This window comes from Streptomyces sp. NPDC049541, from assembly GCF_044465725.1.
Classification (GTDB): domain Bacteria; phylum Actinomycetota; class Actinomycetes; order Streptomycetales; family Streptomycetaceae; genus Streptomyces.
In genome coordinates this window covers 247,704-260,523 of record NZ_JBITLY010000011.1, presented here as the reverse complement: position 1 = coordinate 260,523, position 12,820 = coordinate 247,704, and the positions used below count along the sequence as shown (strand labels likewise).

General features: G+C 72.1%; 16 protein-coding genes. 7 read left to right on the top strand and 9 right to left on the bottom strand.

The features are described 5' to 3' along the window. Positions 1–20 precede the first annotated feature (20 nt). Entirely contained in the window at positions 21–1,547 is a 1,527-nt protein-coding gene (locus ACIBW9_RS34635) for an FAD-dependent oxidoreductase (RefSeq protein ID WP_398960977.1), read from the bottom strand. A gap of 45 nt (positions 1,548–1,592) precedes the next feature. After that, entirely contained in the window at positions 1,593–1,913 is a 321-nt protein-coding gene (locus ACIBW9_RS34630; protein WP_398960976.1) for a DUF3040 domain-containing protein, read from the bottom strand. A gap of 125 nt (positions 1,914–2,038) precedes the next feature. Between ACIBW9_RS34630 and ACIBW9_RS34625 the strand changes: the two genes are divergently transcribed. Both ACIBW9_RS34625 and ACIBW9_RS34620 read left to right on the top strand, forming a co-directional pair. Further along, entirely contained in the window at positions 2,039–2,515 is a 477-nt protein-coding gene (locus ACIBW9_RS34625) for an SRPBCC family protein (RefSeq protein ID WP_398960975.1), read from the top strand. Between the two features lie 63 nt (positions 2,516–2,578). Then, on the top strand, positions 2,579–3,058 hold the full coding sequence (locus tag ACIBW9_RS34620; protein WP_398960974.1) for a flavin reductase family protein: 480 nt from the start codon (positions 2,579–2,581) through the stop codon (positions 3,056–3,058). A 54-nt stretch (positions 3,059–3,112) separates the two neighbouring features. Here ACIBW9_RS34620 and ligD read toward each other — a convergent pair whose 3' ends face one another. The 3 genes from ligD to ACIBW9_RS34605 all read right to left on the bottom strand — a co-directional run bounded on the left by ligD (position 3,113) and on the right by ACIBW9_RS34605 (position 5,898). Continuing rightward, the gene (gene ligD, locus ACIBW9_RS34615) at positions 3,113–4,093 is read right to left on the bottom strand and encodes a non-homologous end-joining DNA ligase (protein WP_398960973.1); all 981 of its coding nucleotides are present in this window, start codon (positions 4,091–4,093) and stop codon (positions 3,113–3,115) included. A gap of 97 nt (positions 4,094–4,190) precedes the next feature. Then, on the bottom strand, positions 4,191–5,093 hold the full coding sequence (locus ACIBW9_RS34610) for an SDR family NAD(P)-dependent oxidoreductase (protein ID WP_398960972.1): 903 nt from the start codon (positions 5,091–5,093) through the stop codon (positions 4,191–4,193). Between the two features lie 55 nt (positions 5,094–5,148). Beyond that, a complete protein-coding gene (locus ACIBW9_RS34605) occupies positions 5,149–5,898 on the bottom strand; it encodes an SDR family oxidoreductase (RefSeq protein ID WP_398960971.1) in 750 nt (249 codons plus the stop codon). 118 nt (positions 5,899–6,016) lie between these two features. Here ACIBW9_RS34605 and ACIBW9_RS34600 point away from each other — a divergent pair, with 118 nt between their 5' ends. Beyond that, complete coding sequence (locus ACIBW9_RS34600; RefSeq protein ID WP_398960970.1) at positions 6,017–6,709, top strand: TetR/AcrR family transcriptional regulator; 693 nt, start codon at positions 6,017–6,019, stop codon at positions 6,707–6,709. An 18-nt stretch (positions 6,710–6,727) separates the two neighbouring features. Here ACIBW9_RS34600 and ACIBW9_RS34595 read toward each other — a convergent pair whose 3' ends face one another. The 4 genes from ACIBW9_RS34595 to ACIBW9_RS34580 form a co-directional block, all read right to left on the bottom strand. Next, positions 6,728–7,411, bottom strand: coding sequence for a response regulator (locus ACIBW9_RS34595; protein ID WP_398960969.1), 684 nt, complete (start codon positions 7,409–7,411; stop codon positions 6,728–6,730). A 112-nt stretch (positions 7,412–7,523) separates the two neighbouring features. Then, positions 7,524–7,700 (bottom strand): hypothetical protein, encoded by a 177-nt coding sequence (locus ACIBW9_RS34590; protein ID WP_398960968.1) that lies wholly within the window; start codon positions 7,698–7,700, stop codon positions 7,524–7,526. A gap of 116 nt (positions 7,701–7,816) precedes the next feature. Then, positions 7,817–7,966 carry a hypothetical protein gene (locus tag ACIBW9_RS34585; protein ID WP_398960967.1) on the bottom strand — a complete coding sequence of 50 codons (150 nt, stop codon included), beginning with the start codon at positions 7,964–7,966 and terminating at the stop codon, positions 7,817–7,819. A gap of 443 nt (positions 7,967–8,409) precedes the next feature. After that, positions 8,410–9,267: a DUF3152 domain-containing protein gene (locus tag ACIBW9_RS34580; protein WP_398960966.1), complete on the bottom strand. Its 858-nt coding sequence runs from the start codon at positions 9,265–9,267 to the stop codon at positions 8,410–8,412. A 140-nt stretch (positions 9,268–9,407) separates the two neighbouring features. Between ACIBW9_RS34580 and ACIBW9_RS34575 the strand changes: the two genes are divergently transcribed. From ACIBW9_RS34575 to ACIBW9_RS34560, 4 genes are all read left to right on the top strand, one after another. After that, entirely contained in the window at positions 9,408–10,085 is a 678-nt protein-coding gene (locus ACIBW9_RS34575) for a response regulator transcription factor (RefSeq protein ID WP_398960965.1), read from the top strand. A 29-nt stretch (positions 10,086–10,114) separates the two neighbouring features. Then, complete coding sequence (locus ACIBW9_RS34570) at positions 10,115–11,620, top strand: sensor histidine kinase (RefSeq protein WP_398960964.1); 1,506 nt, start codon at positions 10,115–10,117, stop codon at positions 11,618–11,620. Further along, positions 11,617–12,132 carry a hypothetical protein gene (locus tag ACIBW9_RS34565; RefSeq protein WP_398960963.1) on the top strand — a complete coding sequence of 172 codons (516 nt, stop codon included), beginning with the start codon at positions 11,617–11,619 and terminating at the stop codon, positions 12,130–12,132. Before ACIBW9_RS34570 ends, ACIBW9_RS34565 begins: the two co-directional genes overlap by 4 nt. 84 nt (positions 12,133–12,216) lie before the next feature. Beyond that, positions 12,217–12,747, top strand: coding sequence for a MarR family winged helix-turn-helix transcriptional regulator (locus tag ACIBW9_RS34560; RefSeq protein WP_398960962.1), 531 nt, complete (start codon positions 12,217–12,219; stop codon positions 12,745–12,747). Positions 12,748–12,820 lie beyond the last annotated feature (73 nt).

Genomic DNA, 12,820 nt, shown 5'->3' with positions numbered 1-12,820 from the left:
AGTGCGGCGGTGCGGACGTCTCAGATGTCGCGCTGCTCCAACGGCCGTACGGCCGGGCCCTGCAGGATCCGCCCGTCCGGGGCGAAGCGGGAGCCGTGGCAGGGGCATTCCCAGGCCTGTTCCGCGCGGTTGAACGCCACGAGGCAGCCCAGGTGGGTGCAGCGGGCCGACACCGCCCGCAGCTGACCGTTCTCGTCCCGGTGCACTGCGCACTGCCGGCCTCCCACTCGCACCACGGCACCGCCGCCCGGCGGGATGTCCGCCGTCGAAGGCCCCGTCACCGCGGGCAGCCGGTCGCCGACGAAGTGCCGCGCCACCTGCGCCTGATGTTTGAGGAAGGAGGCTCCCTCGCGGACCACGGAGAGCAGACGGCGGGGATCGTAGAGGCCGGCCCACGGGACCTCGCGGCCATTGACGAGGTCGCTGAGCAGACGGCCCGCCATGATGCCGCCGCTCAGCCCCCAGCCGCCGAACCCGGTGGCCACGTAGGTGTGACGGCTGCCCAGCCAGAGAGGTCCGACAAGCGGCACGGAGTCGGTGGAGTCGTTGTCCTGCGTGGCCCACCGGTGGCTCAGCGCGAACCCGGGGAAACGGTCCGCGGCCCAGGCGGAGAGCCGCGCGAACCGCTCCTCGACATCGGCGGTGCCGGGTGTGAAGTGTTCGCCGGTGACGATCAGCAGGCGTTTGCCGTCACGGTAGGGCGCGCTGCGCACGGACCGGGTGTTCTGCTCCGGAGTGATGTACATGCAGCGCGGCGCCCGGTCCTCGTCGATGGTCCCCGCGACGACCAGCTCGCGGCGCGGGGAGAGCCGGGTGAAGAGCAGGGCACGGTCGAAGACGGGGTAGTGGGTGGCGATCACGACCTCGTCCGCCCGCACCGACACCCCCGCCTCCGTCGTCAGGACGCAGGGCTCGCTCTCCGTGAGGCCCACGACGCGTGTGTGCTCGTGGACGGCGCCGCCCCGGCGACGCAGGTCCTCGGCGAGGGCCAGCAGGTATTTGCGGGGATGGAACTGGACCTGTTCCGTCACCCGGACCGCACCGGCGACCCGGAAGGGCAGCTCGGTCTCGGTCACGAACTCGGCCGCCAGGCCCGCCTCCCGCGCCGCTTCCGCCTCCGCCCGCAGCTTTCCCAGCAACCGGGGCTGCTCGCCGTAGGTGTAGGCCGCGGTCTCTTCCCAGTCACAGTCGACGCCCAGTTCGTCGACGATGTCGGCGGCGTGCCGGATGGCGGCACTCTGCGACTCCGCGTACAGACGTGCCCCCGTCGGGCCGCGGGTGCGGCGCAGATGGTCGTATGTCAGCGTGTGCAGAGCGGTCAGCTTGGCGGTCGTGTGGCCGGTGACCCCGGCGGCGAGGCGGCCCGCCTCCAGTACGGCCACCCTGCGCCCCTGCTGGACCAGTTCCCACGCCGTGCTCAGGCCTGCGATGCCGCCGCCGACCACGGCGACGTCGACGGCGATGTCGCCGGACGGCGGGGGAGCGGGTTCACCCGGCGGCGCCGTCTCGAGCCAGTACGATCCGGGGATTTCCGTCTCGGCGGTCATGACCGCCGAGTTCCCGCCCCGGTGCCCCGGACACACATGCGGGTGTCACAGCCACGAGGTGAGGCGATCTGTGCCCGTGCGCGCACGGCACAGCAGCCGGAAGGCCTGCAACAGCGTGAAGGGCCAGACGGCGGCGAAGCACCAGATGACCACCGGGTCCGAGGTGTGGATCCCCATGGCGACGAGGAACAGCGAGGCGCACGCCAGCAGGGCCACCGACAGCGGGAGCCAGAGCCGTGAGCCCGGCTCCCCGCGCATGCGCCGGGCGAGGCGCCGGTCGCAGCTCAGCTCCGCTTCGATACTCCGCAGGGCGAGCCGTTCGTGCGACGACAGCACGACATCATCGGGGTCCGGGTGCTCAGCCATGACCCATCGAGTTCCCCGCACGGGCTGACTGACGCCTTTGCTGGGTACTCGGTGCCACGCACACGCGCAGGAGGCCGGTCGCCCGGCGCGGCCGGCCCCGGCAAGGAGCGGGCAAGGAGGCATCGATGGGCACGGTCAAGGAAGCAGTGGACGTGGAGGTTCCGCTGCGCACGGCGTACAACCAGTGGACTCAGTTCGAGGAGTTCCCGAACTTCATGGAGGGCGTCGACGAGGTCAGGCAGCTCGACGACCGGCACAACCACTGGACCACCAGCATCGGCGGGGTGCGGCGCGAGTTCGACACCGAGATCGTCGACCAGCTGCCGGAGGACCGGATCACCTGGCGGTCCGTCGGCGGCGACACGCAACAGAGGGGGTCGGTCCGGTTCGAGCGCCTGGACGACACGCACACCCGCGTGGAGCTCGTGATGGAGGTCGAACCCAGCGGGGTCGCCGAGCAGAGCGCGGACGCGCTGGGCCTGATCGACCGGCGGGTGAAGGGGGACCTGCGCCGCTTCAAGGACTATGTGGAGAGCGAGGGCGGCGCCACCGGCGGCTGGCGTGGCCGCATCCGGCCCGAGGACCCCGGCACACCGCTGTGACGGCCGGCTGGGGAATCCCGCGAGGGCTCGCGGTGCGTTGACGAGGGTGAGGAGCGAGGGGCCATGACAGATCTGGACGCGTTCATGAGCCGGCTGAGTCCCGAGATGTGTGTCGTCACGGCCGCGGCGGGCGCGCAGCGGTCGGGCTGTCTGGTCTCGTTCTCCTCCCAGTGCTCCATGCGGCCGGTGCGGTTCGTGGTGTGGATCTCCAGGGCCAACCACACCTACGCGGTGGCCCGTGCCGCGGACCGCCTGGCCGTCCATCTGCTCACCCGTGAACAGCACGGGCTGGCAGCCCTGTTCGGTGGGGAGACGGGTGATCGGACCGACAAGTTCGCGCAGGTGCCCTGGACGCGCGGACACGGCGGCTCGGTCCTCCTGGAGGAGGCCGCCGCCTGGTTCGTGGGCAGCGTCGAACAGCGTGTCGACGGCGGCGACCATGTCGGCTTCGTCCTCGCCCCCGAGGACTGGGGCAGCCGCGCGGAGGGCCCCCTGCTCCGGCTCGACGACGCCCGCGACATCAGCCCCGGCCACCCCGTCTGACGGCGGTCCCACCCTGGGGTCAGCATCCCGTGACGGTGTGTCGGGTGGCAGGGTTCAGACCCGGTCGTCCGGGATGTCGGCCGCTGCATCCTCGGGCGCGAGGTCGGGCCGCAGCCGCAGCCAGGACGGCTGACGCAGCAGTCCCGCCCGGGTACGGGTGCTGTAGCGGACCTCGCCCACCAGCCGGGGCACCACCCAGCGGGCCCCCACGACCGACGGCACGGGATCGAAGGGGCACACCTCGGTCGCGGCGGCCCGCAGCAGCGCGGCGAGCTGCGACCGCTCGGCCTCGCTCCAGCCGGTGCCCACACTCCCGACGTACCGCAGGCGTCCCGCGGCCCGCTGCCCCACCAGGACGGCGCCGGGCAGCCCCGACAGCCGCCCCTTGCCGGGCAGCCAGCCGCCCACCACGACGTCCTCGCTGCGCATGTTGCGGATCTTGATCCAGGCCCGGGAGCGCACCCCGGGCTCGTACACCGAGTCCAGCCGCTTGCACACCAGGCCCTCCAGACCGTGCTCACGGGTGGCTTGCAAGGCCTGTTCACCGTGCCCGACCAGGGCGGCCGGGGTGGACCAGAACGGGCCGTGGAGCCCCAGCCGCTCCAACTGCGCACGCCGCCGCGCGTAGGGGAGCGCCGTGAGGCTCTGGCTGCCCAGGTGCATCACGTCGAACACGATGAGGTGCACGGGCGCCTTCGCTGCCTGCCGCGCCGCTCTGGCGGGTGCGTGCGCCAGCCCCATCCGGGGTTGCAGCAACTGGAAGTCGGCTCGGCCCTGTTCGTCCAGTGCCAGCACCTCCCCGTCGAGCACGGCAGGAGTCGCGCCGAGCGCCTCGCCCAGCGCTCGCAGCTCGGGATATGCGGCGGTGATGTCCTCCCCGGACCGTGCCCGCAGCAGGATGCTGCCGTCCCCTTCGAGGTAGGCCACCACGCGCTGGCCGTCCTGCTTGGTCTCGTAGGCCCAGCGGGAGTCCTGCCCGGCGGGCGGCAGGGAACCGGGCGTGGCGAGCATCGGCGGGATCAGGGGGAGTGTCACGGGGTGAGGTGTCGACGGTGTGGTCCGCCGCCATTCGCCCCGACGGCCGGGTTCCCCTGAACGGCGCTGCCTGCGGGCCGGCTGCGAACGGCGCTGCCTACAGGCTGCTGGTCGGCGTCAGCAGGTCGTCCAGACCCACCCTGCGGAAGAACTCCGCGCGGACGCGGTCGGCCACGGCGGAGACGACCTCGCTGCCGTCGCGGCTCGGATCCACGTGAATTCGCAACGGCCGCCTGCCGGGCGGTAGTTCGACGGTTTTCGCAACGGCTTCGGCCACCTCGGTGACGTCGGAGTCCGACGGTATCAGCCCGGCCAGTCGCACGTACACGTCGTCCATGAGCGCCTTGTAGCGGGTGTCGTAGGCGGCGGCCCGGTCGGCGTCGGCCGGTGAGCCGGCGTGGGCGAAGTGGTTCGTTCCCGAGGTGAAGGCGCCCGGCACCACGATCGAGGTGTCGATCCCGAACCGAATGAGCTCGGCGGCATAGCTCACCGCGAGGGCGTCCATGGCGGCCTTCGCCGCGAAGTACGGGGCGAGGAAGGGCGGGCAGCCGCCGCGCGTGCTGGAGGAGCCGATCCACACGAGGTGCCCCTGCCCCTGCGCGCGCAGCCGGGGCAGGGCCGCCCGGTTGACGCGCTGGGTGCCCAGCACGTTGGTGTCGTAGACATCCGCCAGCTGCTCGGGGGTGAAGGCCTCGGCCGGGCCGAGCACCATGTGCCCGGCGTTGTGGACCAGGACGTCGAGGCGGCCCTGTTCGTCGACGGCGCGGGCGACGGCGGCGTCCGCGCTGTCCTGCCGGGTCACATCCAGTTCCACGGCGTGCAGGTCGACTCCGTGCTCGGCCGCATGGTCGGCCAGGTCGGCGGCGGCTTGAGCGTTGCGGCTGCCGAGGGCGCGCATGCCCGCGTACACCGTGTGCCCGCGCTCGGCGAGCGCGCGGACGGTGAGGGCGCCGAAACCGCTGGAGGCGCCGGTGACGAGAATGACCTTGCTGTCACTCACGACTGTTCCTTTCCAACTCTCGAACTCCGGGCTTGTCGAAGGACGGCGCGGGCCGTCAGATGATGCCGCCGTTGGCCCGTACCACCTGTCCGTTGATCCAGTGGCCCTCGGGGCCTGTCAGGAAGGACACGACGCCCGCTATGTCCTGCGGGGTCCCCAGGCGTTCCAGTGGCGGTTGCGCGGCCAGACGGGCGATCGTCTCCTCGTCCTTGCCGTCGAGGAAGAGCTCGGTGGCGGTGGGGCCGGGCGCCACCGCGTTCACGGTCACGTCACGGCCGCGCAGCTCCCGGGCGAGGATCAGCGTCAGTGCCTCGACCGCCCCCTTGCTCGCGGCGTAGGCGCCGTAGCCGGGGAAGGCGAGACCCACCACCGACGTGGAGAAGTTGACGAGCGCTCCGCCCGGGCGCAGCCGGCGGGCGGCCTGCTGGCCGACGACGAATGTGCCGCGGATGTTGGTGTGGTACAGGGCGTCGAGCTCGCCGAGGTCGAGTTCGGCCACAGGGGAGAGCAGCATCCGTCCGGCCGCGTGCACGACCGCGTCGATGCCACCGTAGGTGGCCTCCGCCAGGTCGAACAGGGCGGCGACCGCCGTCTCGTCGCCGACGTCCGCGCGGGCGGCGTACGCCGAGCCGCCTGCGGCCTCGATGGTCTGCACGACGTCGTCGGCCGCGTCCTTGTTGCCCGCGTATCCGACGACGACCGCGAACCCGTCGGCGGCGAGCCGCTCGGCGACCTGCCGGCCGATGCCGCGCGATCCGCCGGTCACGATCGCCACGCGCCGGGCCGTGGGGGACTGAGTGGACATGGTTGCACCCTTCGCTTGTTATCGCTGCTACGGTTTACGCGTATCGACGATAACACAGCTTCGTAGCGACGGTCTGTCGAATTTCGTATCAGTGCTACGGGTGGCGTACCGTGGACCCATGGATGCGAGGGAAAAGATCCTGGAAGCGGCCACGGACCTGCTGGCCAAGGCGCCGGTCGCCGACGTCTCGACGCGTGCGGTGTGCGAGGCGGCCGGAGTGGGGGCGCCGATGCTCTACCGGCTGTTCGGCGACAAGGCCGGGCTGCTGGCCGCCGTGGTCGACCGGGGGTTCGAGGAATACCTCGCCTCCAAGCGGGCGGCGCGGCCCAGCGACGACCCGGTCGCCGACCTCAGGAGCGGCTGGGACAACCACATGCGTTTCGCGCTGGAGCACCCCAACCACTACCGCCTGATGTACTCGCCCGAGCTGACGGCCCCGCCCGCGGCGGCCCGGGAGGCGCACGCCCTGCTGCACGGCATCCTCGAACGCTGCGCCGCCGCAGGCCGGCTCGCCGTCCCGCCCGCGCTCGCCACCCAGATGATCATGTCTGCCAATGTGGGGGCGGCCTTGTCGATGCTGACCAGGCCCGAGCAGTACCCGGACCCGCAGTTCTCCGAGCGGCTGCGCGACAGCGTGCTCGACTCGCTGACCCGCACGTCCGGCGCGGGCGAGCCTGGAGAGCAGGACAGTGCCGTCCCGGTCGCCGCCGCGACCCTCGCGGCCCGCCTGCGGGCCGCACAGTCCCCGGTCTTCACGCCGGCGGAGTCGGCCCTGCTGGAACAGTGGCTGGACAAGCTCTCCGCGGGCTGAGCCCGCAGCCTGCGGTGCTCAGCGCTCAGCGGGCAGCGATGCCCGTAGGAGCCCCGACCGGCAGGCGATGACCACGAGCTGGGCGCGGTCGCGGGCGCCCAGCTTCGTCATCGCGCGCTGCACATGGGTGCGTACCGTCAGCGGGCTGACGAAGAGCTTCTCGCCGATCTCCTCGTTGGAGTGGCCCTCCGCCACCCAGGCCGTCACCTCGCGCTCGCGGGCGGTGAGCGCAGCGAGGTCCTCGGGCGCCGTCGGCGGGGCACCCTGGGCGGGGGCGGACAGGAAGCGTGTGATCAGCGCGCGCGTGGCGAGCGGGGAGAGCAGCGAGTCGCCCGCGGCCACGGTCCGGATGCCGTCGAGCAGCGCGTCCGCGGTCACGTCCTTGCCGAGGAACCCGCTCGCGCCGGCCTGCAGCGCCTGGGCGACGTACTCGTCGATCTCGAAGGGGGTGAGGATGAGCACGCGCGTGCCCGACAGGTCGGGGTCGGCGCAGATCGCGGAGGTGGCGGTCAGGCCGTCGGTGCCGGGCATGCGGATGTCCATCAGGACGAGGTCGGGGTGGTGCACGCGCGCGAGGGCGACGGCCTCGGCGCCGCCGGTGGCCTCGGCGACCACCTCCATGTCGTCACAGGAGTCGATCAGGATCCGGAACGTGGCCCGCAGGAGGGCCTGGTCGTCGGCGAGCAGCACGCGGATGGTCATGGTGTCCGTTCTTGTCGTCTCATGGTCCCCGTTCCGTGGGTCAGGGGTTCTGGGCGTCAGGGAGCGGTGGGGTACCGGCGCGGAGGGTGCCACCGACGGACTGGGCACGCTCTCACATGCCGATCAGCCCGAAGCCGTGCCCCAGCCGGGGGGCCGCGGCGTCCGAACGGCGCGTACCGGGCAAGCGGATCTCGCTGCCCGGGAGGAGGGCGGCGACCAGGAACGCAGCCGTCATGGTGTCGACGGTGCGCGCATGCTCGCCCGCGTATCGCTGCCAAGGGATGCTCATCGCGTCTCTCCGGTCGGGTCCTGAAAGCCATGGTGGGCGATGCCCGCCGGGAACGACGGGCGCGGCCCGCCCGTGTCCTGCCCCACGGACGACCCTCTCGGGGGAAGGACACGAGGTCAGACGCAGACGGACTCCTGTACGACGGCCTCGGCCGCGGGTGGCTCGTGCAGGCCCTTGCGGGTGACCGCCTGGGGTACGGGCTGGTGCCGCGCCGTCGGCCGGGACGGGAACGAGAGGGCGTCGCTCGCTCGCGGGGCGGACAGCATGTCCTGGTCGTCGCGGATGAACGGGCGCGATGCTCACCCGCGTCCATGTCACGGCGAACTCGTCGAGGGCGACGAGGCGTTGGTCGCGATCGGCTCGCAGCCCAACACCGAGTGGCTGGAGGGGCAGCGGCCTGGCCGTCGGTGACGGTGTGGTCTGCGACGAGTACTGCGAGGCCGCCCCGAATGTGTACGCGGCCGGTGGCGTCGTCCACTGGCACAACCCCTTGTTCGGCACCTCGCGGCCACGCCGAAGTCGCCGTCAATGACGGGGACTTGGCCGACAGCAGGTTCGTGGCCGCCTACCGCACCGGCGAGCGGTGAGCCGCGCGCTTGCGGTGGGCATGCCCGCCAGGGCCCTCCGGCCGTGGCGGCAGGCGATCGCTGCCGGAGCCCTCTGGGGCGGGGCCGTGCGCACCGGCGCGACCATGCCGGGGGTCTGACCTTCAGGGGGCTGCCGGACCCGTGAGGTACCGTCCCCGCTCGTCGTACGGCCAGACATTGGGCGCACAGCCGTGCATGCCCTTGATCTGCTGCATCATCGCCGGGGCCGGCTGCCCCGGGCCGGGGCAGGTGACGTGGCCGTGTCCGAGGAAGTGGCCCACCTCGTGGTTGATGATCAGTGCGTGGTATGCGGTGACGTCCTTGGCGTAGACGGGGGTGGCGAGCAGCCAGCGTTCGAGGTTGACCATCACCTTGTGGTTGACGCTGCAGTTGTATCTGCCTTCGGTGTCCAGACCTCCCTCCGCGACGCAGGTCGTGTCCACCGTGCCGGGGGTCGCGACCCGTACGACGAAGTCGGTGGTGCCGGCGGAGACCCGCTGGAACGCCGAGTGGCCGTCGGCCGTCCAGCCGCGCGGGTCGGCGAGTATGCGCTCCACGTCCTTGGCGACGGCGGCGGCGGACAGGTCGATGTTCTTCTCGACCTCGACCCGGTAGCGCAGCACCGTGCCGGTCCCGACTTCGGCGCTGCCGCCGGCCGCGGTGGTGAACGTGCCCGGCCCCGTGGCCGGGATCTTCGGGGCGGGCGGCTCGGAGGCGCTGCGGGAGGGGCTGGGCGACGTCATGACGGGGCTGGGTGAGCGCGAGGGCTCGGAGCCCGGCTTCGCGTGTGCGGTGGGCCGGGGCCGGTCGCGGTGCGCGTCGGCGGACGTCCAGCCCACGGCCGCGAAACCGGTGACGCTCAGGACGGTCAGCGCGGCCAGACCTCCCCACACCTTCGTCCTCGACCGACGAGCTGCGGCGTGCGAGACACCGCCCCGACGGCGGCGACGGGGTGAACGAGTTGCTTTGTGCGCGGTCATGGTCGTTCAGGTTGTGATCGATATGTGATCGGATCTGGCCCGAACGATAACGAAGAGATAACGCCCTGTCGGCTGCGGACGCATATGATCATCCCGTAACAGAGGCCCGGCGGGCCGGGGGAGATGCCGATACTGAGCCCATGCCGCGAGTTCTGCTGATCGAAGACGACCGTGCCGTGCGGGAGGGCGTCGCCCTTGCCCTGCGCCGTCAGGGGCACGAGGTCGCCACCGCCGTGACGGGGGAGGAGGGGCTCGAGCTGGTGCGTTCCTTCCGGCCCGATGTCGTGGTGCTGGACCTGATGCTGCCGGGCATGCCGGGCCTGGACGTGTGCCGTGCGCTGCGCGCTCTGGACCAGACGCTGCCGATCATCATGGCCACCGCGCGGGGAGACGACGAGGACATCGTCGTGGGGCTGGAGGCCGGAGCCGACGACTACGTGGTCAAGCCCGTGCAGGCCCGGGTGCTGGAGGCGCGCATCCGGGCCGTGCTGCGCCGGGTGGGCGGTGCATCCGGCGGCGGCATACCCAGGCTCGACAGCTACGGGGATCTGACCGTCGACCGGGCCGGGTTCTCGGTCACCCTGAGGGGCGCGCCGGTGGCGCTCGCCGCCTCCGAACTGCGGCTCCTGATGACCCTGTCCGCCTCACCCGGCCAGGTGTTCAGCCGGCAGCAACTCCTGGAAGCGGTCTGGGAACACAGCTACCACGCCGACGCGCGCCTGGTGGACGCCTGCGTCAAACGGCTGCGCGCCAAGATGGGCGAACCCCGCTACATCGAGACGGTGCGCGGCTTCGGCTACCGGTTCGCCTCCCTGTGACGCGCACGACGAAGGGCCGACGCGCGTTCGTGAAGCGCTTCAGGGTGCCCCAACTGCGGGGTCTGCGCACCCGTTTGGTCGTGGCGTTCGCGCTCGTGGCCGCGCTCACCGCGGCCACCACCGGCGCCCTGAGCTTCCGCGAGGCGCGCACAGGGCTGCTCCAGCAGAGCCAGGACACGGTGATCGCGCAGCTGCGCGCCCAGGCGAACCGGCTCGCCCCCGAGGTCGTCGCGCCGCCGGACCAGGCCGAACTGCGGCGGTTCGCGGCCGCCATGGCCGCAACCGATCCCTCCGGGACCTGGCGCGTCATGGCCACCTACCGCAATCTCAGCGCGACATCCGTCGCAGGCGACCGGTTCGAGGAACTCACACCGGCTCTGCGCAAGGCGGTGGACACCCGGCTGGCCACCGTCTTCCAGAGAGTGAACAGCGGTGACCACACCGCACTCGTCGTCGGTATGTCGGTCACCTTCGCCGGAGGCGTGGGCGACTCGGGCCTGCAGGTCTTCCTGATCGTGGCGCAGACCAAGGAACAGGCGTACGTCGACGCCCTGGTCACCGCCATCGAACGGGCCACCGTGCCCGCCCTGGCACTGGCCGTGCTGCTGGCCCTGCTCGCCGCCCGCGGAGTGCTCAGGCCGGTGCGGGCGCTGCGCGGCGCCACCCGCAGCATCGCCGAGGGCCGGCTGGACACCCGGCTCGCCGTCGACGGCTCCGACGAACTCGCCGATCTGTCGCACACGTTCAACGAGACGGCCGCCGCCCTGGAGGCGTCGGTGGCCGAACTGCGCGGCATGGAGGCCCGGGCCCGCCGGTTCGCCGCGGACGTCTCGCACGAACTGCGCACCCCGCTGGCCGCCATGTCCGCGGTCACCGACGTCCTCGACGAGGACGCCGCCCGCCTCGACCCGGACACCGCCACCGCGGTCCGGCTGATCAGTGAGGAGACCGTGAAGTTGGCCCGTCTGGTGGACGATCTGATGGAGATCTCCCGCTTCGACGCGGGCGCGGCGGTGCTGCACCTGGACGAGATCGACCTCGCCGAATCGCTGCGGCGCACCCTCGCCGCCCGCGGCTGGACAGACCTGGTGGACACCGAGTTGCCGCCGCCCGACGCACTGCGCGGGCGCGTCGACCCCCGCCGCCTCGACGTCGTCGTGGCGAACCTGGTCGGCAACGCCCTGCGGCACGGCGCCCGCCCCGTCCGGTTGCGGCTGACCGAGGCGGGACGGCCCGCGGTGGAGCGACGGGCGGTCATCGAGGTACTGGACAGCGGGCCAGGCATTCCTGACGCCGTGCTGCCCCATGTCTTCGAGCGCTTTTACAAGTCCGACGCCGCCCGCACCCGCACCGAGGGCAGCGGCCTCGGCCTGGCGATCACCGCCGAGAACGTCCGTGTGCACGGCGGCAGCGTGCGCGCCGCGAACCGGCCGGAAGGCGGCGCCGTCTTCACCGTCGAACTCCCGCTGCACAACGAGCAGTCGGGGCAGTGGCAGGCGGACGGCGACGCATCGGCACGAGGGATCAGGGCATGAGAGCCGCACGCAGATCCGCGTTCCTGACGTGGCTTGTGATGCTGGGCGCGCTCAGCTCCTGCGGCATTCCCACGACCGGCGTGGTGGAGGCGGGCGGACCCGCGAGCGGGGTCGCGCCGACGTTGCAGGTCTACCTCGTGGCCGGCGGCACCCTGCGGGGCGTGGACCGCAGCCTTGCCGGGCCGGTCGATGTCGAGTCGGCCGTACGAGTGCTGTTGAAGGGGCCGAGCCGGGCGGAACAGGCCGAGGGCCTCTACACGGTGCTGCCGCCCGAGGCGTCCATGATGTCCCGGGTGACGGTGACGTCCCGCGAAGGTCGCGTGACCATCCGGCTGTCCGCTGTTCCGGCGGACTCGGGCGACCTCGCCGCGGCCCAGCTCATCTGCACGACCGTCGCGGCACAACGGGTCATCACCCCGGGGGCCGACCCGCAGCCGGTGACCGTCACCGGCCCGGGCGGACTCGACGTCCGGGGAACGGGAACTCAGTGCCCCGGCGGGCCGGGGGCGTAGTGCCACGTTGAGCAGCCGCAGGACACTGGGGAACGCCCGCAGCCGATTACTTGAGTTACGCAACAAGATGGTAAACTGGAGCGCATGTCCACTCCGCCGCTCCCCGAGATCCCCGACACCCCCGCCTCGGACGAAGTGATCGAGATCGAGCGGGCGCTCACCCGCATCACCTACCTGAGCACGCGCGCCAGGCAGCACGACCGGCTGATGGCCCTGGCCGGTGTGCCACTGGACCGTGCGGCCGTGGCACTGCTGCGGCAGGTCGCCGATTCGGAGCCGCTGCGCCCCGGGGAGCTGGCAGCCCGGCTGGGAGTGGAGGCGTCCCACGTCACCCGCACCGTGCAGCAGCTGCAGAAGTCCGGCTACGCCACCCGCGTCCCGGACCCCGACGACCGACGCGCCCAGCGCATCGAGCTGACCGAGGCCGGACAGCAGGCCATCGACCGCATCCGTGAGGCCGGTTCGCGGGGCATGCAGGTGGCCCTGTCCCACTGGGAGCCGGAGGAACTGCGGCAGCTTGCCACCCTCTTCCACCGCATGGTCGACGACTTCCTCGCCGCCGCCGTTCAGATGGAGGCCCAGGAGCAGACGACCGCGCCGGTGGGCACCGCCTGATCCCACGCCGCCCTCACGCCGAGACCGCGCGAGGGTGCCGCCGTAGCGGGCTCCCGCAGACCGCACAGCAGAA